Here is a 21369-nt window from a genome sequence, read left to right as displayed (position 1 = left end):
CGGATTCCTCTCACGTCAGGTTTGTGGATGCCCAGCTGGTGATGTCCTCGTGCCGGATAGCCGCAGCCATCAGGTCCGGGAACAGATCCGGAGTGCAGGCAAACGTCGGTACGCCGAGATCTGCCAGCGCCGCGGCGTTCTCGGCGTCGTACGACGGGGTGCCCGAGTCCGCCAGCGCCAGCAGAGCAATCACCTGTACGCCGGACTCCACCAAGGAACGCGCGCGCCGCAGCATCTCTTCCCGTACGCCGCCCTCGTACAGGTCGGAGATCAGCACGAGTACCGTCTCGGCCGGCTTCGTCACGAGGTCCTCGCAGTACGCCAGCGCCCGGTTGATATCCGTCCCGCCGCCCAACTGCGTCCCGAACAGCACATCGACCGGGTCCTCGAGCTGATCCGTCAGATCCACCACGGCGGTGTCGAAGACGACCAGCGACGTCCGCAGGGTCCGGATCGAGCCGAGGACGGCGCCGAACAGCGACGCATAGACCACCGACTCCGCCATCGACCCCGACTGGTCGATCGCCAGCACAATGTCCCGCTGCACGCTGTGGTTCCGTCGCGCATAGCCGACCAACCGGTCCGGCACAATCGTCCCGAGCGTCGGCGAGAAGTGCTTGAGGTTGATCCGGATCGTCCGGTCCCAGTCGATGTCCGAGTGCCGCGGCCGCGTCGTACGTCCGGCCCGGTCGAGCGCACCCGTGACCGCGGCCCGCGTCCGCTCCGCCAGTCGAGCCTCGAGTTCGGCGACGACCCGGCCGACCACGTCCCGTGCGGTTTGCTTGGTCTCCTCGGGCATCACCTCGTTGAGCGCCAGGAGCGTGCTGACCAGGTGTACGTCGGGCTCGACCGCGCCGAGCAGCTCCGGCTCCATCAGCATCCGCGTGATGCCGAGCCGCTCGACCGCGTCCCGCTGCATGACCTGTACGACAGTGCTCGGGAAGTACTGCCGGATATCGCCCAACCACCGCGCCACTCGCGGCGCCGACGAACCCAACCCGGACGACCGCTGGCTCCCGGCCTCGCCCTCCGCAGCGTCGTACAACGCGGCCAGCGCGGCGTCGACGGAGCGGTCCTCGGACGACAGCGTCGTACCCGTCTCTTCCTCGGCCTCGCCACCCAGCACGAGCCGCCAGCGACGCATTCGCTCGTCGTTCATGAGACCCCCAGCAACTGAGCAACGACCGGCAACGCTGTCGCCGCCAATTCAGCGTCGAGGTCGTTGTCGTCAGCAACGACGAGAGAAGCCGGGTCGGCGAGCACGCGCGCCCGCGCCCCGATCGAGCGTCGCTCGGGTGCCGCGAAGGTCCCGAAGGTACGCCGCAACAACGGCAGCACCTCGACGAACGCATCGTCGGGGATGGCGCCCAGCCACTCGTCCACCAGCGCGAGCAGCCGCTCGTCGTGCACGAGCAACAACCCGCCGCCGGCAAGGAAACCCTCGACGTACCCGGCCGCTTCCGCAGTCGCCGTACCGGGCGACAACGCCCGCCCCAACCGCAGTGCGACCTCGTGATCCGGTAGCCGCGAGGTGTCCAGCATCAACCGTGTCAACCGCCCCCGGATCAGCGGCGGCACCGAGGCGCGATCGCTCAACCCCTCCAACGTGTTCAGCCACTCCGCGCGCACGTCCTCAGCCAGCAGCACGGTCGCGTCCTGCACCCCGTCGATCAGCTCCTGTACGGCGGTCGCCGCATCCGGGTCGAGCCCGTGGACCGTCCGCCCCAGCCCGGCACATACTCGCGACACCATCCGCCCGGCGACCGGGGCCAGTCCGGAGGTCCCGCGTACGTCGCCGTACCGCGAGGCTCGCGCGAGGGCGGGGAGCGCGGCCATCAGGTGACCGACATCCGCATCGGCGGCCGCACGGGTGTCGATCCCTTGCAGCAAAGGCGGAAGCGCGTCCGCGAGATCGGCGAGCAGCGACTTCTCCAGCGCGGCCGTGACGTCGGCCAAGGTCGGCGAGTCGGCGGCCTTCAGCATCACGGTGGTCGCGGCACCGAGCACCGTCGTACCGTGGGCGCCCGCGGCAACCAACTCGACCTCGAGTCCCGGATCCCAGGCCAGCCGCCACATCTCGCGGAAGGTGCCCTGCGCGCGTCGCTCGTCGACGGCCGGGACACCCCAGTGCACACCGAGAATCCTCAACCTGTGCAGGAGTCTGGACTTCTCCAGGTCGTTCGACTTCCGCAGGTCGAGTTCGATCACGCGCTCGGTCGCGTCCCGCTTCATCCGCAACCGTCTGGCGTGCGCCGCCAGGTCGGCCGCGACCGGCGCCTGCGGCGTCTCGCCCGGCACGGTCCCGAGCAGCTCGCCGACAACAGCTTCCCGCGTCACGAGATCGAGCAGTACGTCGTTCCCGCCGCACAGCACTGCCCGCGTCGCCTCGGTGACCTCGCTCAGGCCGGCGAGCGGGCGTTCCCTCAATGCCGCAAGGGTATCCGCGAGTCGCACCGCCTCGATCACGTGCGCGCTGGAGACGGGCAGATCCTCGTCCCGCAGTACCTGGGCGACCTTCGACAGCCAGCGCGTAGTGATCTGATCGGGCGCGGTAAAGAGGTGGTGGTACCAACCGGGTGAGGTGATGCCGGCGCCGTACCCGCTCGTTGCCGCCAGCCGGCCGTGCGTCCAGGGCACCCACGTGCAGGCGATCTTCCGCTTCGGGAGACCTTTCAGGATCCGTTGATCATGTGTTGCTGGGGGCAACGGAAGTTCGAGCGCGGGGACGTGCCAGGCACCGCAGACCACCGCGATCCGTTCGAAGCCCTCGCGGATCGCCTTGCGCAGCACGGTCCGCATGTAGGCCTCGCGTTGCGCTTCGCGGCCGGTCGCCTCCGAGTCGCGACGCAGTTCACGCATCGCGTCGGCGATCACCGTGAACGGCTCGGCGCCGTCCCGGCGCGACTCGATCACGTCGTCCCACCAGCGCTCGGGATCGTCGTACCCGCCCGCCTCGGCCAGCGTGGCCAGCGGATCCATCGATACGGACCGCCCACCGCTCGAAGCGAACTGTTGTGCTGCGGGCAGGTCGCAGAACCGCACCGGAACCCCGGCAGCCAGTCCGTACTTGATCGCCTGCCACTCGGGACTGAACACAGCGAACGGCCAGAACGCGGCCCGCGTCGAGTCGTCGACGGCGTACGCGAGCAACGCGACCGGCGGCTCCATCTCCTCCGAGGCCGCCAACTCGACGATCTTGTCGGCCTCCGGCGGTCCCTCGATCAACACCACGTCAGGCCGGAGCTCGGCCAGCGCGGCCGCCGCCGCGCGCGCCGATCCCGGCCCGTGGTGCCGGATTCCGAGCAGGTGAACGGTCATCCGGAGATCTCTCGGCAGGCCCGGTAGAAAGGCGCCCAGTCGTCGCGCTCGCGCACCACGGTCTCGAGGTACTCCGACCACACGACCCGATCCGCGGCCGGATCCTTCACGACCGCGCCGAGGATGCCGCCGGCAACATCTGTCGGCCGCAGTACTCCGTCGCCGAAGTGCGCCGCGAGCGCGATACCGCCAGTGACCACGCTGATCGCCTCCGCGGTGGACAAGGTGGCCGACGGCGACTTGACCGCCGTACGACCGTCCTCCGTCCGGCCGGAGCGCAGCTCGCGGAAGATCGTCACCACCCGACGGATCTCGTCCAACGCATCATCCGGCTGGGGCAGCTCAAGCGCTGAACCGAGCTGCGCGACCCGGCGCGCGACGATCTCGACCTCGTCGTCCGCGGACTCGGGCAACGGAAGGACGACGGTGTTGAACCGCCGGCGCAATGCCGACGACAACTCGTTGACACCCTTGTCCCGATCGTTGGCGGTGGCAATGACGTTGAATCCCTTACGGGCTTGGACTTCCGTGCCCAGCTCGGCGATCGGCAGCGCCTTCTCGGACAGGATCGTGATCAGCGCGTCCTGTACGTCGGACGGCATCCGCGTGAGCTCTTCGATCCGGGCGATCTTCGCATCCACCATCGCGCGCTGCACCGGACTCGGCACGAGCGCGGCCTCACTGGGGCCCTGGGCAATCAACTGGGCGTAGTTCCACCCGTACCGGATCGCTTCCTCCGCGGTACCCGCCGTACCCTGCACGAGCAGCGTCGAGTCCCCGCTGATCGCAGCGGCGAGATGCTCGCTCACCCAGGTCTTCGCCGTTCCGGGTACGCCGAGCAGCAGCAGGGCTCGATCCGTGGCGAGGGTCGCGACGGCGACCTCGACCAGCCGCCGCGGACCGACGTACTTCGGTGAGATCTCGGTGTCGCCCGCCGTGCCGCCGAGCAAGTACGTGACGACCGCCGACGGCGACAGCTGCCAGGCCGGCGGACGCGGTTTGTCGTCGGCGGCCCTGAGCGCTCGCAGCTCGTCGGCGTACTCGACTTCCGCGTGCGGGCGAAGGACTTCGGTGGTCGCCAACTCTGTCATGAGAGCTCCTCGTACATTTCGCGGCGGAAGGTCAAGGTCTCCACCAGGCGGCGACGCCAGGTGTCTTCCTCGCCGGTGGATTCGCGGGTGATCGGATGGTCGAGTACGTCGGGCGGTACGGCGCGGGCCGCGATACTGGCGAGCCGGGCCCAGGCACGGTTGGAGCCGACCTTGACGAGCTGGTCGAGGATCATGCTCGCGAGCGACTCCGGCCACGGGACCGGCAGGCCGCCGACAAGCTCGGTGACATCCACTGTCTTCCGCAGTACGTCGACCGCGCGGGCCCATTCGTCGGCGGGTAGCAAGCGCAACAGCTCCGCCGGGCTGCGGTCACCGGTCGAGGCTTCCGACTGCAGGAGAGCACGCGCCCACTCGGCGGAACCTTCACGGATGGCCGCCTCGGTCCAGCCCGCTTGGAGAATGTCGGGCGCGCAACCTTCGACAGGTGTCTGCAACCATTCAAGCTCCATCGCCGACAAAGGCGTGTTGGCAATGATCTGCAGGAACCACCAGGCGCGCTTGCCGATGCCTTCCGGGTTCTGCGAGTCGATGCCGTCGCGTTCCATCGACTCCGACAGCCGCTTCGGCAGGTCGACCGCGAGGACGCCCTGGCTCGGGACGAGGTGCGAGTGCAGACGCTCGGTCATGCGTTCGCCGTACTTCGAGCCGGGTACGCGCGAGAGCAGGCGCGCGGCGCCCCGGCGTACCTCACGTGAACGGTCGTCGAGGGCAGATTCCAGGAAATCCTCGTCCTGCAAGGACAAGCCGTCGGTGAGCAGGCCGAGGAAGTCGGCTCGGGTGGCTGCGGACTCGGTCGGCCAGACCTCCGTGAGTGCCTCGCGAGCCGCCTGCGGGTCCTGCTGGCGAAGCGTGCGCAGCCAGGTGCGTCGCTGGACGGCGTTTCCGTGCGTCCAATACTCCGGGTCGTTGCTCTCAGCAACGGCAGCGTGGAGGTAGCGCCACTCGGGGTTGAGATCGGCGAGCCAACGAGCACGTCGGCCGGCGGCCGCGATCACGAGCGGACGGTACTCGGCGCGGTGGCGGGCGTAGTCCGCGAGAGCCGGCAGGTGTTCCGGTGGCACGCCCCAGCCACGGGCGTCGGCCGCACGCAACCACTCGCCGAGGGCGGAAGTTTGGAACCCGCCGAGCATCGCGGCGAGGCGACGGATCGCCGCCGGACGTGGCAGCGGCCGGTCCTCGCCTGGCGCGGCTGGGATCGGATCTACTTCGCGGAGCGGCTTGCGGCCGGCGCGTTTGTAGACAGTGGCGAGCGCGGCCGCATCGAGGAGGCCGCCGTCGCCGAGGCGTTCCTGGATGTGCTCCGGGAGGTCCTCGAAGTGTGCAGGCCGGCGATCGGTGCCGAGGAGCGCCGAACTGACCAGACCGTCCCAACCCTTCACAGGATCACCGGCCGATCGTTGTGCCAGCAGGTCATCGGGCGCAGGCCGGCGCGGTTCCACTCACCGGCGACCGTGATGGGATCGCCTGCCGACACCGCGAGTAGCTTCCACGCATCCCATCCCGGCAGCAGCTCGAGACCGTCTCCGTCCGCATCGACCAGCGCCCAGCCGTCGCCATGGCGGGCCGGTCGTACGTCCTGGAGGACCAACGGCCAGCGCTCGTTCCACGGGTCGGCGGCGAGGGATTCGACGTACGACGCGAGCGCTTGATGGGCTGTGAAACCGGTGGGACGTGGCGCGGGCTGGCGGGGATCGGTCTGCGTGAGGAGAGCTCGCATCGGGAGGGCGCCCGGGTAGAACGAGAGCGTGCCGGGGACGTACTCGCCGGGGCGCGCGGGGAGCGGGTCCAGTGGGCGGCCGGCGGCGGCGAACGTGAGGATGAGGCCGAGGCGGCCAGTTGTTGCCCCGCGCAACCAGACGCGGCGGACGGTGAGACGGTCGTCGGGCTCGATCACGCGACCGAGCACCAGCCAGTCGTCCTGGACCTTCTCGCCCTCCACGAGCACGCGGGCGGTCTCGGTCGACCAGCCGATCCTGCTCAGAACGGTGTCGGCCAGCGTCGGCGGGAGTTCGGCGAGGCGGTCGTGGGCGGAGACGATCAGGTGCACGAGGGAGAGCTCCTCGAGAAGCTCGCCCGGCCATCCGTGACCGCGTCCGACGACGCCGGCCGCACGTCGTACCGCTCCTGCGACACCTGGCGCTTGAGCGTCGACCATCCGCGCGGCGAGGCGGCTGAGCTCGGTGTACGCACGCTGGTCGAACCCGCCGAGGCCGACGCGGACCTGATCGTCCAGCCAGCCTTTCAGCTCGGCCATGCCGCTCGAGACCCGATCGGTGCGGCGTGCGGCGCGCTGCTGGGCGGCGATCGGGTCGGCGACTTCGCCAGGCTTCCGCTCCGGCTGGTCGGCGCGGGAGGCGCGCTGGTCCACCCAGGTCTTCACCCACTCGGCCTCATCACCCGGCCGCACCTCACCCGCGGCGTGGAGCAGCAGCAGTCCCAGCGCGTGCTTGCAGGGGAACTTCCGGCTCGGGCACGAGCACTTGTACGCCGGTCCGCTCAGGTCGACGGCGGTTTGGTACGGCTGCTTGCCGCTCCCCTGGCACAGCCCCCAGACCGCGCGGTCGGACGCACCGGCCTCCGACCACTTCTCAGGCCGAGCCAACCCCTGCCCAGCCTTCGCGGACGCAGCATCAGACGCCAGCCCAAGCACCTGCTCCACGTCCCACAACCCCACGCCGCTCCTTCCCCACCGACCTACCCGAAGCATGCCACCCACCCCCGACACCCAGGTGCCGGAGGTGAGGTGGTCACCCGAACGGCTGGCGTTCGGGGCTGGCGGTAGCGTCCGGGTAGCCGTTGCCCGTGGCGTGAGGCAGGTACGGCGCCGAGCCGTCCGACGGGAACGGAGGCGGCGCGCTCGACACAGGCGCGGCCGGCGGCGGGGTTGTGGAGAGGGTGTCTCGGACTGTCCCTAGGAGGCGTTCTTCCACCAACTGGAGTTCAGCGATCCGCGCCCGGATCTCCTGTTCTTCGGACTTGGCTTCGGAGAGGAGTTGGTCGGCGTCGGCTCGGGCGGTGGCTCGGAGGTGGTCGGCGGTGCGTTGGCTGGCGCTGAGGACGCTCAGTTCGTAGCGGCGGAGCTCGTCGACGAGCTCGCCCTGGGGACGCTGGGAGTCGAGGATCGCGGCGGCGGGTTGCGGGATGGCGGCGTCGGGGAGCGTGTCCTCGAGGTCCCCGATCTGCTGGTCGACGCGGGTGAACAGGTCCTTCACGTCGGTACGCATCTGCCGGATCACGGTCGCGGCCGCCTGCACGCGCTCGTTGGCTTCGCGCTCACGTTCGCGGGCGGTCCGCTCCGCCGACGTGATCACGTCGAGCGCGACCACAGCCGCACGTTCGGCCGGGTCATCCGAAGCCGCGGTCGCGCCGGGCAGGCCCGAAGCCGAGGCCGCGCCAGGCCGGTCCGATGCCGACGACGCAGTACCGTCCGGACCCATCGCGACCGTCTGCCGCAGCGGCACCTCGCGGATGAAGAGCACCGCCAGCAGGCTCACCACGGCAGCGCCGGCAGCGATCACGAAGATCCGCCCGGTCGCGTCGCCGTACGCCTGGCGCACGATCTCCGCGACCGGCGCCGGCAGCGAGTTCACGTCCAGCACGCTCCCCGACCCACCCTGGGCAGCAGCCGCCGCGGCCGGACCGAGCGCCTTGATGTGCTCGGTGATCAGATCCGTCACCCGCGTCGCGAGGACCGCGCCGAGGACCGACACCCCGACCGCACCGCCGAGACTGCGGAAGAACGTGACCGACGCACTCGCCGCACCGACCTCGCTGACGTCCACGGTGTTCTGTACGGCGAGCACCAGGTTCTGCATCATCATGCCCATCCCGATGCCCATCGAGAGCATCCCGAGCCCGATGCACCAGTACGGCGACGTATGGTCGATCGTCCCGAGTACGCCGAGCCCCGCGGTCAGGAACAACCCGCCGAGCACCAGGTACCGCTTCCACTTTCCGTACCGCGTGATCAGCTGCCCGGACCCGACCGACCCGAGGAACGACCCGAACATCATCGGGATCGTCAGCAATCCGGCCTCGGTCGCGCTGTACCCGCGCGCCACCTGGAAGTACTGCCCGAGGAACACCGCGCTGCCGAACATCGCGATCCCCACCGACAGGCTCGCGAGGATCGCCAACGCCGTCGTCCGCTCCCGCACGACCTTGACCGGTACGAGTGGCTCACGCGCATGCACCTCGACCACCACGGCCAGCAGCGCGAGCACCGCTGTACCGCCGAGGTAGGCGCCGGTCTGCCACGACCACCACGGGAAGTGCTCGCCCGCGAACGACACCCAGATCAGCGGCAGGCTCGCGGCGCCCGCGATCAGCAGCGCGCCGAGGTAGTCCATCTTGACCTTGCGCTTCACGACCGGCAGGTGCAGGAAGCGCTGCAGAACGATCAGCGAGATCACGGCGAGCGGGACGCACACGTAGAAGCACCACCGCCATCCCAGCCACGACGTGTCCACGATGACACCGCCGACGAGTGGCCCGGACACGGTCGCGAGCGCCATCACGGCACCCATGTAGCCGGAGTACCGCCCGCGGTTGCGGGGCGGGATCGCCGCGCCGACGATCGCCTGCGCGAGCGCCATCAGCCCGCCCATCGCGAGCCCCTGCAGAACGCGCGCGCCGATCAGGAACGGCACGTTCTGCGAGGCGCCGGCCAGCACCGAGCCGGTGACGAACATGACGATCGCGAGCTGCACGAGCAGCTTCTTGCTCATCAGGTCCGACAACTTGCCCCACACCGGCGTCGACACGGTCATCGCAAGCAGGCTGGCGGTGACGACCCAGGTGTACTGCGTCTGCGAGCCTTCGAGGTCCGCGATGATCGTCGGCAGCGCGTTGCTGACGATCGTCGAGCTGAGGACAGCGGTGAAGAGTGCGGCGAGCAGCCCGGCGAGGATCTCGAGGATCTCCCGGTGCGACAGCTCAGCGGCAGCCGTCGGCGGCGTCGGCGGTGGGGGTGGCGCCGGTGTGGTGTCCGGCTCGCCGTCGGCGTACCTCGAGCGATAGCGGGTCTGGGTGGTGGCAGACATGGTTTCCGTTCGTACGGCGGGATCGCGACGACCGGGGCAGCGCTATGCACTGTCCCGGGGCGGAAACGGCTGACTTGTCCTCACACCAGCCCGATATTTTGGTTGCAACTACCAACAATATCCCCGCAGTGTCAGCAACCGATCACCGGGAGGCAGCAATCGTTCGCCGAAAGATCGCGGCGAATTATGAGACGAGCCCTCCTCGGAACAGGCTTTCCGCCGTACGATCCCGTGTTTGTTGAGTAATCAACACCCCTCGGCGGAGCTGTCAGGGCCCGCCGGGGGGTTCATTGCCGAACGCCTCGACGAGGACGCGAGCGCACTCCGTCTGCCCCGGCCCCATCACCAGGTGGCCCGGTGCCGTTGCGGGCGGATTGAGCAGACCCATCCAGAGCGCGCCCTCGGCAGATTCGCAGGCCGTCCCGTAGACGACGGTCCAGGCCGGCGAGCCCGTCGACATCTCGACGACCGCCGACTCGAAGTCCTCGATCGGCCGACCGATCAACGGCTCGAAGCCGGCCTCACGGCACGCAGCCACGAGGCGGTCGCGCAGCCAGATGTCATCGGCAGGCAGCCGGAGCGGGAGCCCTGCAAGGTCGACCAGCTTGACGCCGTCGTCCGACCGGTACGCCGTCGGGACCAGGACGGACAGCTGATCGCGCCAGAGTTCGATGACCTGCAGATCGGCGACTGCGACGCCGCCGCGGACGAAGGCGATGTCCAACTCCCCCGACCGGAGCGCAGTCAGGTACTCCGCGGTCGAGCCGGAGCTGAGCTGGATCTCGAGGTTGGGCGTGCGCGCACGGAGGGCGGTCAGGCCGCGTTCAAGCCGGTCCCGCAGGCCAGGCGCGGTGCCGATACGGAGTACGCCGGAACGCCCGGAGGCGAGCTCTGCGGCGACCTCGGCGGCTCGGTCCGCGGCGGACAGGACCGCGCGGGCCTCCCGCAGCATGCGCTCGCCGTCGCCGGTCAGCCGCACGTGCCGCGACGACCGGTCGAGGAGTCGCAGGCCGAGCTCGCGTTCGAGCCGGGCGACCTGCTGGCTGACCGCGGGCTGGACGATGTTCAGTCGCTCGGCGGCCCGCCCGAAGTGCAGCTCCTCGGCGACGGTGACGAAGTACCGCAACTGCCGCAGCTCCATCAGCGATCACGACTCCTTATCGCTGTACAGCGTAACTGCGTCTGGGTCGGCCGCCTCGAGTCTCGTTGACTGGTGGACATGAGGATCGGACTGTGGATCGACGAAGAGGGCAAGACCATCGACGAGATCGGCGCCGCCGCGAAGGCCGCCGAGGACAACGGCATCGACCGGGTCTGGTTCAGCCAGCGACTCGGCTGGGACGCGCTGACGCTGATCGCCGGCGTCGCGTCGTACACCTCGACCATCGGGTACGCCGTGGGCGTCGTCCCGGTGTATCCGCGCCACCCGCTCGCCCTCGCGGCGCAGGCGCTCAGCGTGCAGGCGCTGACCGGCAACCGACTGACGCTCGGTGTCGGGGCGAGCCACCCGCACATGGTCGAAGGAATGTTCGGGCTCTCGATGGACCGCCCCGCCGCGTACGTCCGCGAGTACATCGAAGCGCTCGGACCGCTGCTCGCCGGTGAGCCGACCGACTACGCGGGCGAGCGACTGACCGCGCGCGGCCAGCTCGCGATCGCCGGTGCCGAGGCGCCCGAACTCATCCTCGCCGCGCTCGGGCCGCGGATGCTCAAGACAGCCGGCGAACTGACCGCCGGTACGACGACCAGCTGGGCCGGCCCCGAGGTCATCGAGAGCTTCATCCGCCCGACGATCGACGCAGCGGCGACCGCCGCCGGCCGACCGCAGCCCCAGGTCGTAGCGGGCGTCTGCGTCGCGGTCACGGACGATCCGGATGCGACGCGGAGCTGGATCGGGTCGCACTACGGCGCGGCCGGCGACATGCCCTCGTACCGCGCGGTGCTCGATCGCGGCGGCAAGGCCGGACCGGAGGAGACCGCGGTGCTGGGCGACGAGGAGACGGTCGCCAAGGAGCTGCAGCGCTACGCAGACGCCGGTACGACGGAATTCCTGGTCTGCCCGGTGGGCACGGACGCGGAGGTGGAGCGCACGGTCAGGTTCGCGTTGGACTATGCATAGATGGTGTCAAAGGTCCCAGGCCCGCTCCGACGTACCTGTATGGAACTCCAAGAGATAGTGCAGAAGCGGATCGACGAACTGGTCGAGACGGAACACGGGCTACAGGTAGCCGTCTACCGGCACGGTGAGCTGCTGGTGGACGCTGTCGCCGGCGACGGCGTGACGTCGGAGTCCTTGTACTACGCGGCCTCGACCGGGAAGGGCGCATCCGCGACGGTCGCGAACGTGTTGGTGGATCGCGGGGTGCTCGACTACGACCAGCCGATCGTGGACATCTGGCCGGAGTTCGGGGCGCTCGGAAAGGACAAGGCGACGCTGCGGCACGTGCTGACGCACTCGGTCGGCCTGCCGGGCCTGCCGCCTGACGCAACACACGAGTCTTTCCCCACGATCCCGGCGTACCTCGCCGCTGCGGAGCCGTGGTGGGAGCCCGGTACGAAGATGACGTACCACGCGGAGACGTTCGGCCTGCTGGTCGGCGAGATCGTCCGGCGCGCGACCGGCCGGCCGATCTCCGCCGTACTGCGGGAGCTCATCACGCCGCTGGGTATCGAGAACGACGTGTTCTTCGCGCTCCCGTCCGACCAGCGGGACCGGCTGATCCCACTGGTTGAACCCGCGGGCGCCGACGAGACGTTCGAGATGCTGGCCGGGATGTTCAGCAAGGTCGTGCCGCCGTCGATGCAACCGCGGGCCGCCGGGCTCAACCGGCCCGAACAGCTGGCGATCGAGGACCCGTCGAGCGCGATCCTGACAGCCCGCGGCATCGCCAAGTTGTACGCCGGGCTGATCGGCGAGGTGGACGGCGTACAGCTGGTCCGGCCCGAGGCCGTGCCTGTGATCACCGGCCCGGCGCTGGTCGCGCAGGACGAGTTGCTCGGCAATACGGCAACGATGGCGCTCGGCTACGCGATCGGCCGGCTGGGATCGACGGCGGAGGAGAGCCCGGCGACGTTCGGGTGGCCGGGCATGGGCGGGAGTATCGCCTGGGCTGACACGCGCTCGGGCGTTGCCTTCGCGCTGACCAGGACGCTGTTCGACCCGACGGGTTCGGCGTCCGCGGTCGAGATCGGCAACCTGGTTGCGAAAGCTCTTTGCTGAAAACCCTTAGTGGTAAGGGCTTTCAGCTTTCAGGACTCGCGGACCGAGCGCTGGTCGACCCAGACGAGATGGCCGTGGTGGCTGACGAGAACCTCGTCGGCCCCGGCCGTCCCGGTCCGTCGACCGAGCTCCTGGCCTGCGATCCAGCGTCCGGCGATGAGGATCTGGACGGCGATCGGCCGCGCCGGTGAGGGGGCTACGGGCATGGCACCTGCTTCTGGACAGGGGCGGATGTGATGGGAAGGTTGTGGGGGCTGGTTTCCCAACCAGACGCAAGCCTACAACCGGTTCACGACCGATCGTTAGTTGTAATTCAAAATCCTCAGGAGCCTGATGACAGCACTAATGCCGCGCCTCCGGCGCGGCGGGTCATGGGGCTGTAACTCCCGTCCTTCCCTCGTCGCTTCGCTCCTCAGTCCAGGACGGGAGGCCCCATGACCAGGCCGATTTTCGTCGTTCAGCTGCACGATGCGAGGCGGCTGCACTACGACGTACGGCTGGAAGTCGACGGGGTGCTGAAGTCGTGGGCGGTGCCGCGCGGGCCGTCCCTCGACCCGATCGTGAAGCGGCTCGCGGTGTTCACCTCGGACCACGATCTCGAGTACGCGTCGTACGAGGGCGTGCACCGCGATGCGCAGTACGGCAGTGGCGCCGTGATCGTCTGGGACGCCGGCGTCTACACGAATCTGACCCGCGACGACCGGCACCAGCTCGTCGATCCTGCCGAGGCGATCGAACGCGGGCACTTGAAGGTGCAACTGCACGGCGTGAAGCTCAACGGCGCCTGGGCCTTCACCCGGACCGGCGCGGATTGGCTGCTGGTGAAGGTGAAGGACGCAGATGCCGATCCGGGGCTGGACCTGACGGTGGCCGAACCCCGTTCGGTGCTGAGCGGGCTGACCATCGAGGAGATGGCCGCCTCGTGATCACCAGCTGTCGAGGTGGAGAACTTCGTCGAGCGGCTGACGCGCGGCCGGCTTGAACTCGGTCCCGATCGTGTACGCCGTGGGGATAAGCACCGTCTGACGGATGTCTTCCGGAAGACCGAGCAGCTCCGACACCTCCCGCTCGTAGCTGAGGTGCAGGGTGGTCCACGCCGTACCGAGAGCCCGGGCCCGGGCAGCGAGCATGTAGCTCCAGGCCGACGGCAGGATCGAGCCCCACAGGCCGGCCTGGTTGCCGGCAGGCAGCGAGTGGACCTTGAGGCATGGGATGACCAGCACGGGGACCTTCCCCATCTGCTCGCCCAGGTAGGCCACACTGTCGCCGACCCGGCGCTGGACCGGACCACGCTCGGGGTCGTCGGCGTGCAGCTTGCCCGCCGCGCCCGGGCCGGCCAGGTACTCCTCGACCGAACGGCGGTAGTACTCACCGATGGCCGCACGCTTCTCGGCGTCCGTGATCACCAGCCAGTGCCACGTCTGCCGGTTGCTCCCCGACGGCGCCTGCAGGGCGATCTCGATGCACTCCCGGATCAGCTCCATCGGCACGGGTCGCTCGAGGTCGAGGCGCTTGCGGACGGTGCGGGTGGTCGTCAGCAGTTCGTCGGGGTTCAGGTCCAGGGTGTAGGTCACGCCAACAGTCTGTCCTAAGGCCTCACTCGAATGGGGCCGGATCTCCTGCGCCTACGCGGACGAGCTCCGGCACGTCCTCGGAGAAGTCGACGACGGTGGTCGGCTCGGTGCCGGCCTCGCCCTCGATGACCGCGTCGATCTGGTTGTCGAGCTCTTCCTTGATCTCCCAGCCCTGCGTCATCGGCTCCTCTTGGCCGGGGAGGAGGAGGGTGCTGGAGACGAGCGGCTCGCCGAGCTCCGCGACCAGGGCCTGGGTGACCACGTGGTCAGGGATGCGTACGCCGACGGTCTTCTTCTTCGGGTGCAGCAGCCGGCGCGGGACCTCCTTGGTGGCCGGGAGGATGAACGTGTAGCTGCCCGGCGTGGCCGCCTTGATCGAGCGGAAGACGGCGTTGCTGATGTGTACGAACTGCCCGAGCTGGGCGAAGTTCTCGCAGACCAGCGTGAAGTGGTGCCGGTCGTCCAGCTGCCGGATGGTCCGGATCCGGTCGATCCCGTCCCGGTTCCCCAGCTGGCAGCCGAGTGCGTAGCAGGAGTCGGTCGGGTACGCGATCAGCCCGTCCTCGCGGAGGAGGTCCACCACCTGCCCGATCGACCGCCGCTGGGGGTTCTCGGGATGGATGTCGAAATACCTGGCCATGACCGGGGAGCCTACCGGTCTACTTGGCCAGGCCGATCGGGGTTGCGGTGACAACCAGGTTGTCCTCGTAGCCGCCTTGGGAGGCGTTGTAGGCACCTGTGCAGGTGATGAGGATCAGCCGATGATCGACGGACTGGTCGAACGCACCGCTCTTCGTCGCGAGCGCGTCCTTGCGGACCGACTCGATCGAGACGACCCGGTACGACGCCATATGCCCGGAGCCGTTGAGTACGACGATCTCGCCCTGACGTACGCCGAGAAGACGCGCGAAGAACCCGAGCCCCTGGTTCTTCGAATCGACGTGACCGGCGAGCACCACCGAGCCGAACGGATCACCGGCCTCGGCGCCGCCGTCCCACCAACCGACCCATTGCGGCTTCGACGGCACCTGGAGCTGCCCGCTGACGGTAGTTGCCGGAAGCACCGGTGCGTCCTTGCCGCCCGGTAGCACGACCTGTTGCGGGATGAAACGCACGCGCTGACTCGGGGCGGGCGTGCCGACCCGTCCCGGCGGTGCTGACATCGGCTCCGTCGGAGAGGGCACGGCAGACGGTGTGCCCTCGAACGTGAAGCCGAACGTAGGCGTCGGTGTCGGCACCGCACCGTCCGCCCCGGCGGCACAACCCGCCAGGGCAAGACAGCACAGCGCCGTACCGACCAGTCCGCGTTTCAGCGGCGGACCACCTTCCGGGCAGTGACTACCGCGACACCCAGTGCGGCGAGGAACACCACGACCCACAGTCCAGACTGTCCGGCAGGGCTCTGCGCCTGGTCGAGCCCTGCCGCCTGTCCACCTGTTCCGGTGTTCACCACACCCGGTTTCGCCGAGCCGGTGGCCGGTACCTTGATCGTGCCCAGGGCAACGGTCATCGTCTTCTGGCTCGGTGCTCCGATCGCGAACACCCGGGTCAGGTAACCGGCCTTCACCGGCAGGTCCAACGGACCGAGAACAACCGGTGACGTTGCGCCGGTAGGAACGATGTCGACCTTGTAAGTACCCGCCGGAACGACTACGTCGAGTGATTCACCGTTCGCTACGTTACGGAATAGCACCTTTCCGTTAACCCGAATGTCAGCCGGTCCGACCGCCGCATCGTGCGCAACCCGCAATCCGGCTTTGTCCGCCGGCACCGCGGTCAGTTTGTTCGCGTACGACGTGATCAGCGGCTGACCCGTCGGTGACACCGGCTGGTGGATGACGACGTCCAGACTGGCCCCGGATCCGGCCGAGACCTCACGCTGGATGACCAGCTTCCCGCCTTGCTTCGCAGTGATCATCCGCTTGCCGGAGGCAACCCCGAAAGGCCCGACCAGCTTCCCACCCGCGACTCCCGTGGCGACCTGATGGCCGTCGACACTGATGTCCAGACTGCGTCCCGGCAGCCCCTGGACGAAGTACAGGTTGGCCCCCGCGGCAGCCTGCGCCGGCACCGTCAGGACTGCCGGCGCAGCGGCCACCGTTACGGCGAGCAGCAGCGACAACACCCTGCGAATTACCGGACCGCGAATTCTCGAAATACTCGTGGATACCGCCCGGAATTGCCCGGACACGCTCCGTTCCTGCATTTTCTTCCCCCTCCGCCGTTCTCCAGAAAATAGCGTAAGCATTTCCCTGCCCCCCGAATTCGGGCGTATCGTAAGCGCTAGTCCGACCTGTCCGGAAGGGGCCGCGCTGGTCTCGATTATGGCCAGGTCCGTTATGGGGAGACGGTGACTCGTGTCAGGACCTGGCTCGCGGCTGCTTCACGGGTTCCTCCCCGAGCGGACATCGGGGGTGGAGGAGACCGGACGGACGGGAGTTCGCATCCTGGCGGCGGTCGCGCTGGTGCTGGGGTACAGCGCGACCGTCGCTTGTTCGAGCATCGCCGCGATCCCGGTCGCGCCGAGTCCCGGGCTGAACAGTGCGCGCCCGTCGGGTAGTGCTCCGACGGCCAGGCAGACCACGCCCGGGCCGGGCGAGACCGTGCCCGGCATCCAGCTGATCGCCGTACCGCACCGGGACGGCTCGTTCGACATGACCGAGAACGTGATGTTGCCTGAGGCCACCGACATCCTGCCGCTGCAGTTGCCGTCGTCAGGTGATCACCTGCCCGGAATGATGGCCCGGACAACGCCCCGGGTCACCAACCTGAAGGTGATCGCCGACGACCAGACGGTGCCGATCGAGAACACCACAGTGACAGCGGCGGATGACCTCCCGCTGACCGTCTCGGCCACCAGGATCCGGCTCACGTACACGCTGTCCGGGTCGGCGGTGCTTGCCTCTCCGTCGACGTCCACGCGAGCCGGCGCAGCCATCCGGCCGCTCACCTCCGCCGCCGGCGGGACCCTGCCGACCGACGTCACCGTGACCAGCGGTCTGCTCAACGCGATCTGCCCGCTGCTGACCGAGACCCGCTGCGCTGTCGGCGATCCTCCCATCCTCGGGATCCAGCCCGGCATCCCGGCAAGCAAGGCCCTCGTCGTCCTGCAACTGGATCTGCCACGCTGACTACATGACGGATGAGCGGATCGCTCTGGGCACCGCCCGGGGCCGGTGGGTACTGGCGGCTACGGCGCTCGGGTCAGGGATGGCGTTCCTGGACGGAACCGTCGTGAACGTCGCCCTGCCGGCGATGGGCGAGGACCTGAACGCGGACGTCGCGGGCCTGCAGTGGATCGTCAACGGCTACATGCTGATGCTCGCCTCGCTCGTGCTGCTCAGCGGTTCGATCGGCGACCGGCTCGGGCGACGGCGGACGTACGTCGCCGGGGTGATCTGGTTCGCCGCCGCCTCGGTGGTGTGCGCGGTCGCGCCGAACCTCGAGGTGATGATCGCCGGCCGGGTCCTGCAGGGCATCGGCGGTGCGCTGCTGACACCGGGCAGCCTGGCGATCCTGCAGACCTCGTTCCAGCACTCCGACCGCGGCAAGGCGGTCGGCGCCTGGTCCGGCCTCACCTCGGTCGCGGCGGCCGTCGGCCCGTTCGTCGGCGGCACCCTGGTCGACAGCGGTTACTGGCAACTGATCTTCCTGCTCAACGTTCCGATCGCGTTTTTCACCGTCCTGGTCACGCTCCGGCATGTGCCCGAGAGCCGCGACGAAAGCGCCGGCGGCAAGCTCGACCTCAGCGGCGCGGTCCTCGCCACCGTCGGCCTGGCCGGCCTCACGTACGGCCTGATCAGTGCCGGGGACCGCGGCTTCGGCGATCCGGTCGTGCTGACCAGTCTGGTGATCGGCGTGCTCGCCTTCGCGGGGTTCATCGAGGTCGAGCGCCGCAGTTCGCACCCGATGCTGCCGCTGAGCATCTTCGCCAACCGGCGCTTCACCGGCGCGAACCTGGTCACCGTCGTCGTGTACGGCGCACTCGGGACGGCGACGTTCCTCGTCGTGGTCTACCTGCAGACCTCGCTGCACTACTCCGCGTTGTGGGCCGGCGCGTCGCTGCTGCCGATGACCCTGCTGATGTTCTTCCTGTCCGGGTACGCCGGTGGGCTGTCGGACCGGATCGGCGCCCGCATCCCGATGACGGTCGGACCGGCGCTGATGGCCGGCGGGTTCCTGCTGATGCTGCGGATCAACGAGGGGTCCAGCTACTTCGGCGCCGTGCTGCCTGCCGTCGTACTGCTCGGGCTCGGCCTGGTCTCGACGGTCGCACCTCTGACCGCGACCGTCATGTCTTCGGTCGCGGACCACCACGCGGGCATCGCCTCCGGCGTGAACAACGCGGTCGCCCGGTCCGCGCAACTGATGGCGGTCGCCGCGATTCCGGTGGCGGCCGGCATCACCGGCAACGCGTACCGCGATCCCGTTGCCTTCCACAACGGATTCGGCAAGGCCCTGTGGATCTCCGCGGTACTCGCGGCGGCCGGCGGCCTGATCGCCTGGGTGACGCTGGCCGATCGTCCCGGCAAGGCGGCCCGCGAGGTGCAGCCCGCCGAGATCCACCACCGGCATTGCGCGCTCGAGGCGCCGCCGCTTGCCGACGCGCACACGCATGCGCCGCCGAGCAGCTGATTTGTCGACTTTTGCCTATCGCAGAGCGAGGTAGTGCTTGCGGCTGACCTGGTCGAGGCGTTCGATCGCGTAGCGGAGCATCGTGCGTGGCATGCGGGTCGCGTACTCGTCGAGGAAGTCGCGGAGCTCGGCCTCGGAGACGCGTTTGCCTGCCTCGCGCAGCATCCAGCCGGACGCCTTGTGGATCAGGTCCTCCCGGTCATCGAGGACCTCGGCGGCCAGCTTGAAGGTGTCGTCGATCTGGCCTTGGCCGATCAGGAACTGCGTGGCGACGAGCGCGATCCGGCGCTCCCACAGGCTGCTCGAACGGATCAGCGTGTAGAGCTCGTCCCGGGGCTTGTCGAGCAGGTACCCGCCGACGACCTGCGGAGCGCTGCAGTCGACGAGATCCCAGTTGTTGATGTACGCCGTACTGCGTAGGTAGAGGTCGTGGATCGCGCCGAGCTCGTCCGGGTTCGCCGTACGCGGTTTGAGGGCACGGGCGGCACGATCGGCCAGCAGGCAAAGGATTGTCAGGCGGTGCTCGTGAATCGGACTCGTCAGGGCGTGTTCCAGCTCCGGCAGCGGCAGACCGGCCTGCAGGTACGGCTTGAGGATCCCCCGGATCGTCGATAACTTCACGCCGACCATCTGGTCGCCGTGCCCGTAGCCGCCGGGCTGGAGCTTGAAGTAGCGCGCAAGCACCTCCGCCACCGCCGGATCGGCGGCGGCATCGACCGCTTCAAGCAGATCCTTGGTGGTCACACCGCCTTGTCTATCACCCGTCGTGGGTCTGACGTTTGCTTTACTCTGAAGCGCTTCCGGAGTGAGGTCACGCTCCGGGGTCGATCACCGGTAGACCCGTTGTGACGCCTGTGCGTTGGGGCATACGGTGAGACGAGGAACAAACCAATATCCGCCAGGACCCGCGTTCGTGGCGCTACCCCGGGGGAGATACCCGCGTGACAAGCCACCCAGACCCGCGGGACGGCGAGATGATCCGAACCACCTTCGACGCAGTGACCGTGGAGCTGGAACCCGGAGTACTGCTCGTCCGGATGTCCGGTGAGATCGACATCGCCACCACCGATTTCGCCGCCGAGTCGATCCACGCCGCGGTCGCACCGCCGGCCCGGCTCGTGCTGATCGAGCTGTCGGCCGTCACGTTCTGCAGCTCGGCCGGCCTCGGCAACCTGGTCGAGGCGCGCAATCTGGCCGGCCGGCACAACATCACCCTGGCCCTCGTCGGCGTCGGCCGACCGGTCGACCGTCCGCTCAGCGTGACAGGTCTCGGCGGCCAGTTCCGCATCTACAGCACCGTCGAAGAGGCGCTCTCCGAACTCTGAAATCAGCTGTGGTCGGCGGATACGGTAGCTTTCGGTGTCTCCGACAAAGGAAAGTCATGGGTGAGCTAGCCAAGATCGTGGTCGTGGTGCCGACCTACAACGAGCGGGAGAACCTGCCCGTGCTGGCCGGACTCCTGTCCGACCTGAACCTGCCCGGCCTGGAGCTTCTCGTTGTCGACGACAACTCGCCCGACGGTACGGGCGACGTCGCCGACGAGCTGGCGAAGAAGTCGCCGCAGGCGGTCGGCGTACTGCACCGGACCGTCAAGGACGGCCTGGGCCGCGCGTACGTCGCCGGGATCACCCGTGCGCTCGACGAGGGTGCCGACATCGTCATCCAGATGGACGCGGACCTGTCCCACCCCGCGTCGGTGGTCCCGACCATGGTCGAGATGCTGCGGACCACGGACGCCGCTGTGGTGATCGGTTCGCGCTACGTCCCGGGCGGCTCCGCGGCCGCCGAATGGGGCTGGCACCGGCGGGCGCTGTCCGCCTGGGCGAACTTCTACGTGAACGCGATCCTGCGGCTGCACGTGAAGGACGCCACGGCCGGCTTCAAGGCGTGGAAGGCCGACACCCTGCGCTGGATCGACGTCGCGTCGATCGCGAGCAACGGGTACTCGTTCCAGGTCGAGATGAACTACCGGACGGTCAAGCGCGGCCTGAAGATCGCCGAGACGCCTATCCGCTTCGAGGAGCGGACCGAGGGCGTCTCGAAGATGTCGCTGAAGGTCCAGCTCGAGTCGGCCCTGATGCCGTGGAAGCTGCTCTTCAACCGCTGAGCCTGCTCAGCCGTAGCCCAGCTCGTGGAGCCGGGCGTCGTCGATGCCGAAGTGGTGCGCGATCTCGTGCACCACTGTGACGTTCACCTCGTCGAGGACGTCGCCGAACGTGTCGCAGATCGCCAGCGTCGGGTTGCGGTAGATCGTGATCCGGTCCGGCAGCACGCCGCCGTACTCGTGCCCGCGCTCGGTCAGCGGGATGCCCTCGTAGATTCCGAGCAGCTCCGGATCGCCCGGCGGTGGATCGTCCTCGACGAACACCGCCACGTTCTCGACGTACGCCCCGAGCTCCTCGGGTATCTCGTCCAGCGCCTGCGAGACCAGCGCCTCGAAGTTCGCCCGGCTCATCTCCATCACGCGT

General features: G+C 68.8%; 21 protein-coding genes. 7 read left to right on the top strand and 14 right to left on the bottom strand.

The genetic code is table 11. The annotated features are described in order from the left end of the window. Positions 1-10: 10 nt before the first annotated feature. From EV645_RS23320 to EV645_RS23290, 7 genes are all read right to left on the bottom strand, one after another. Entirely contained in the window at positions 11-1159 is a 1149-nt protein-coding gene (locus EV645_RS23320; protein WP_130446073.1) for a VWA domain-containing protein, read from the bottom strand. Next, positions 1156-3318, bottom strand: a complete 2163-nt coding sequence (locus tag EV645_RS23315; protein ID WP_130446072.1) for a DUF5682 family protein — start codon at positions 3316-3318, stop codon at positions 1156-1158. The genes EV645_RS23320 and EV645_RS23315 overlap by 4 nt, the downstream gene beginning before the upstream one ends. Then, positions 3315-4409: an ATP-binding protein gene (locus EV645_RS23310; RefSeq protein ID WP_130446071.1), complete on the bottom strand. Its 1095-nt coding sequence runs from the start codon at positions 4407-4409 to the stop codon at positions 3315-3317. The genes EV645_RS23315 and EV645_RS23310 overlap by 4 nt, the downstream gene beginning before the upstream one ends. Further along, positions 4406-5809: a DUF5691 domain-containing protein gene (locus EV645_RS23305; protein WP_130446070.1), complete on the bottom strand. Its 1404-nt coding sequence runs from the start codon at positions 5807-5809 to the stop codon at positions 4406-4408. The genes EV645_RS23310 and EV645_RS23305 overlap by 4 nt, the downstream gene beginning before the upstream one ends. Beyond that, entirely contained in the window at positions 5806-7104 is a 1299-nt protein-coding gene (locus EV645_RS23300; RefSeq protein ID WP_130446069.1) for an SWIM zinc finger family protein, read from the bottom strand. Before EV645_RS23300 ends, EV645_RS23305 begins: the two co-directional genes overlap by 4 nt. A 73-nt stretch (positions 7105-7177) precedes the next feature. Then, positions 7178-9472 (bottom strand): MFS transporter, encoded by a 2295-nt coding sequence (locus EV645_RS23295; protein WP_130446068.1) that lies wholly within the window; start codon positions 9470-9472, stop codon positions 7178-7180. Positions 9473-9740: 268 nt separating this feature from the next. After that, entirely contained in the window at positions 9741-10613 is an 873-nt protein-coding gene (locus EV645_RS23290) for a LysR family transcriptional regulator (protein WP_130446067.1), read from the bottom strand. A 78-nt stretch (positions 10614-10691) separates the two neighbouring features. On the opposite strand from EV645_RS23290, the gene EV645_RS23285 reads away from it, so the two are divergent. Beyond that, complete coding sequence (locus EV645_RS23285; protein ID WP_130446066.1) at positions 10692-11591, top strand: TIGR03564 family F420-dependent LLM class oxidoreductase; 900 nt, start codon at positions 10692-10694, stop codon at positions 11589-11591. Positions 11592-11630: 39 nt separating this feature from the next. Next, positions 11631-12692, top strand: coding sequence for a serine hydrolase domain-containing protein (locus EV645_RS23280; protein ID WP_157997138.1), 1062 nt, complete (start codon positions 11631-11633; stop codon positions 12690-12692). A gap of 29 nt (positions 12693-12721) precedes the next feature. Here the strand turns inward: EV645_RS23280 and EV645_RS23275 are convergent, their stop codons facing one another. Next, the gene (locus EV645_RS23275) at positions 12722-12898 is read right to left on the bottom strand and encodes a hypothetical protein (RefSeq protein ID WP_198681793.1); all 177 of its coding nucleotides are present in this window, start codon (positions 12896-12898) and stop codon (positions 12722-12724) included. Between the two features lie 228 nt (positions 12899-13126). Between EV645_RS23275 and EV645_RS23270 the strand changes: the two genes are divergently transcribed. Beyond that, positions 13127-13618 carry a DNA polymerase ligase N-terminal domain-containing protein gene (locus EV645_RS23270; RefSeq protein ID WP_130446064.1) on the top strand — a complete coding sequence of 164 codons (492 nt, stop codon included), beginning with the start codon at positions 13127-13129 and terminating at the stop codon, positions 13616-13618. Here EV645_RS23270 and EV645_RS23265 read toward each other — a convergent pair whose 3' ends face one another. The 4 genes from EV645_RS23265 to EV645_RS23250 form a co-directional block, all read right to left on the bottom strand. Then, the gene (locus EV645_RS23265) at positions 13619-14266 is read right to left on the bottom strand and encodes a nitroreductase family protein (protein ID WP_198681792.1); all 648 of its coding nucleotides are present in this window, start codon (positions 14264-14266) and stop codon (positions 13619-13621) included. It lies immediately after the preceding gene. 22 nt (positions 14267-14288) lie between these two features. Beyond that, a complete protein-coding gene (locus EV645_RS23260) occupies positions 14289-14906 on the bottom strand; it encodes an L-threonylcarbamoyladenylate synthase (protein ID WP_130446063.1) in 618 nt (205 codons plus the stop codon). A 19-nt stretch (positions 14907-14925) separates the two neighbouring features. Next, positions 14926-15381 (bottom strand): class F sortase, encoded by a 456-nt coding sequence (locus tag EV645_RS23255; RefSeq protein ID WP_242000590.1) that lies wholly within the window; start codon positions 15379-15381, stop codon positions 14926-14928. 194 nt (positions 15382-15575) lie between these two features. Then, a complete protein-coding gene (locus tag EV645_RS23250; RefSeq protein WP_242000589.1) occupies positions 15576-16391 on the bottom strand; it encodes a DUF4397 domain-containing protein in 816 nt (271 codons plus the stop codon). A gap of 289 nt (positions 16392-16680) precedes the next feature. Here EV645_RS23250 and EV645_RS23245 point away from each other — a divergent pair, with 289 nt between their 5' ends. Together EV645_RS23245 and EV645_RS23240 are read left to right on the top strand one after the other, a co-directional pair. Continuing rightward, the gene (locus EV645_RS23245) at positions 16681-17397 is read left to right on the top strand and encodes a hypothetical protein (RefSeq protein WP_130446061.1); all 717 of its coding nucleotides are present in this window, start codon (positions 16681-16683) and stop codon (positions 17395-17397) included. Positions 17398-17401: 4 nt separating this feature from the next. Then, complete coding sequence (locus EV645_RS23240) at positions 17402-18901, top strand: MFS transporter (protein ID WP_130446060.1); 1500 nt, start codon at positions 17402-17404, stop codon at positions 18899-18901. A gap of 15 nt (positions 18902-18916) precedes the next feature. Here EV645_RS23240 and EV645_RS23235 read toward each other — a convergent pair whose 3' ends face one another. Next, entirely contained in the window at positions 18917-19645 is a 729-nt protein-coding gene (locus EV645_RS23235) for a DNA alkylation repair protein (RefSeq protein ID WP_130446059.1), read from the bottom strand. 197 nt (positions 19646-19842) lie between these two features. Here EV645_RS23235 and EV645_RS23230 point away from each other — a divergent pair, with 197 nt between their 5' ends. Beyond that, on the top strand, positions 19843-20226 hold the full coding sequence (locus EV645_RS23230) for an STAS domain-containing protein (protein WP_130446058.1): 384 nt from the start codon (positions 19843-19845) through the stop codon (positions 20224-20226). A gap of 56 nt (positions 20227-20282) precedes the next feature. Then, a complete protein-coding gene (locus EV645_RS23225) occupies positions 20283-21008 on the top strand; it encodes a polyprenol monophosphomannose synthase (RefSeq protein ID WP_130446057.1) in 726 nt (241 codons plus the stop codon). A gap of 6 nt (positions 21009-21014) precedes the next feature. Here the strand turns inward: EV645_RS23225 and EV645_RS23220 are convergent, their stop codons facing one another. Then, positions 21015-21362: a metallopeptidase family protein gene (locus EV645_RS23220; RefSeq protein WP_130446530.1), complete on the bottom strand. Its 348-nt coding sequence runs from the start codon at positions 21360-21362 to the stop codon at positions 21015-21017. Between the last annotated feature and the right edge of the window lie 7 nt (positions 21363-21369).

The organism is Kribbella rubisoli, from assembly GCF_004217145.1.
GTDB lineage: Bacteria > Actinomycetota > Actinomycetes > Propionibacteriales > Kribbellaceae > Kribbella > Kribbella rubisoli.
Note: the sequence above shows the minus strand (reverse complement) of the source record. Positions and strands in the feature narration are given on the sequence as shown.

Bases quoted from the DNA above. Each gene is read 5' to 3' on its own strand.
- EV645_RS23320 (WP_130446073.1), bottom strand. From the start codon at position 1,159: ATGAACGACGAGCGAATGCGTCGCTGGCGGCTCGTGCTGGGTGGCGAG.
- EV645_RS23315 (WP_130446072.1), bottom strand. From the start codon at position 3,318: ATGACCGTTCACCTGCTCGGAATCCGGCACCACGGGCCGGGATCGGCG.
- EV645_RS23310 (WP_130446071.1), bottom strand. From the start codon at position 4,409: ATGACAGAGTTGGCGACCACCGAAGTCCTTCGCCCGCACGCGGAAGTC.
- EV645_RS23295 (WP_130446068.1), bottom strand. From the start codon at position 9,472: ATGTCTGCCACCACCCAGACCCGCTATCGCTCGAGGTACGCCGACGGC.
- EV645_RS23290 (WP_130446067.1), bottom strand. From the start codon at position 10,613: ATGGAGCTGCGGCAGTTGCGGTACTTCGTCACCGTCGCCGAGGAGCTG.
- EV645_RS23285 (WP_130446066.1), top strand. From the start codon at position 10,692: ATGAGGATCGGACTGTGGATCGACGAAGAGGGCAAGACCATCGACGAG.
- EV645_RS23280 (WP_157997138.1), top strand. From the start codon at position 11,631: ATGGAACTCCAAGAGATAGTGCAGAAGCGGATCGACGAACTGGTCGAG.
- EV645_RS23275 (WP_198681793.1), bottom strand. From the start codon at position 12,898: ATGCCCGTAGCCCCCTCACCGGCGCGGCCGATCGCCGTCCAGATCCTC.
- EV645_RS23270 (WP_130446064.1), top strand. From the start codon at position 13,127: ATGACCAGGCCGATTTTCGTCGTTCAGCTGCACGATGCGAGGCGGCTG.
- EV645_RS23260 (WP_130446063.1), bottom strand. From the start codon at position 14,906: ATGGCCAGGTATTTCGACATCCATCCCGAGAACCCCCAGCGGCGGTCG.
- EV645_RS23240 (WP_130446060.1), top strand. From the start codon at position 17,402: ATGACGGATGAGCGGATCGCTCTGGGCACCGCCCGGGGCCGGTGGGTA.
- EV645_RS23225 (WP_130446057.1), top strand. From the start codon at position 20,283: ATGGGTGAGCTAGCCAAGATCGTGGTCGTGGTGCCGACCTACAACGAG.
- EV645_RS23220 (WP_130446530.1), bottom strand. From the start codon at position 21,362: ATGGAGATGAGCCGGGCGAACTTCGAGGCGCTGGTCTCGCAGGCGCTG.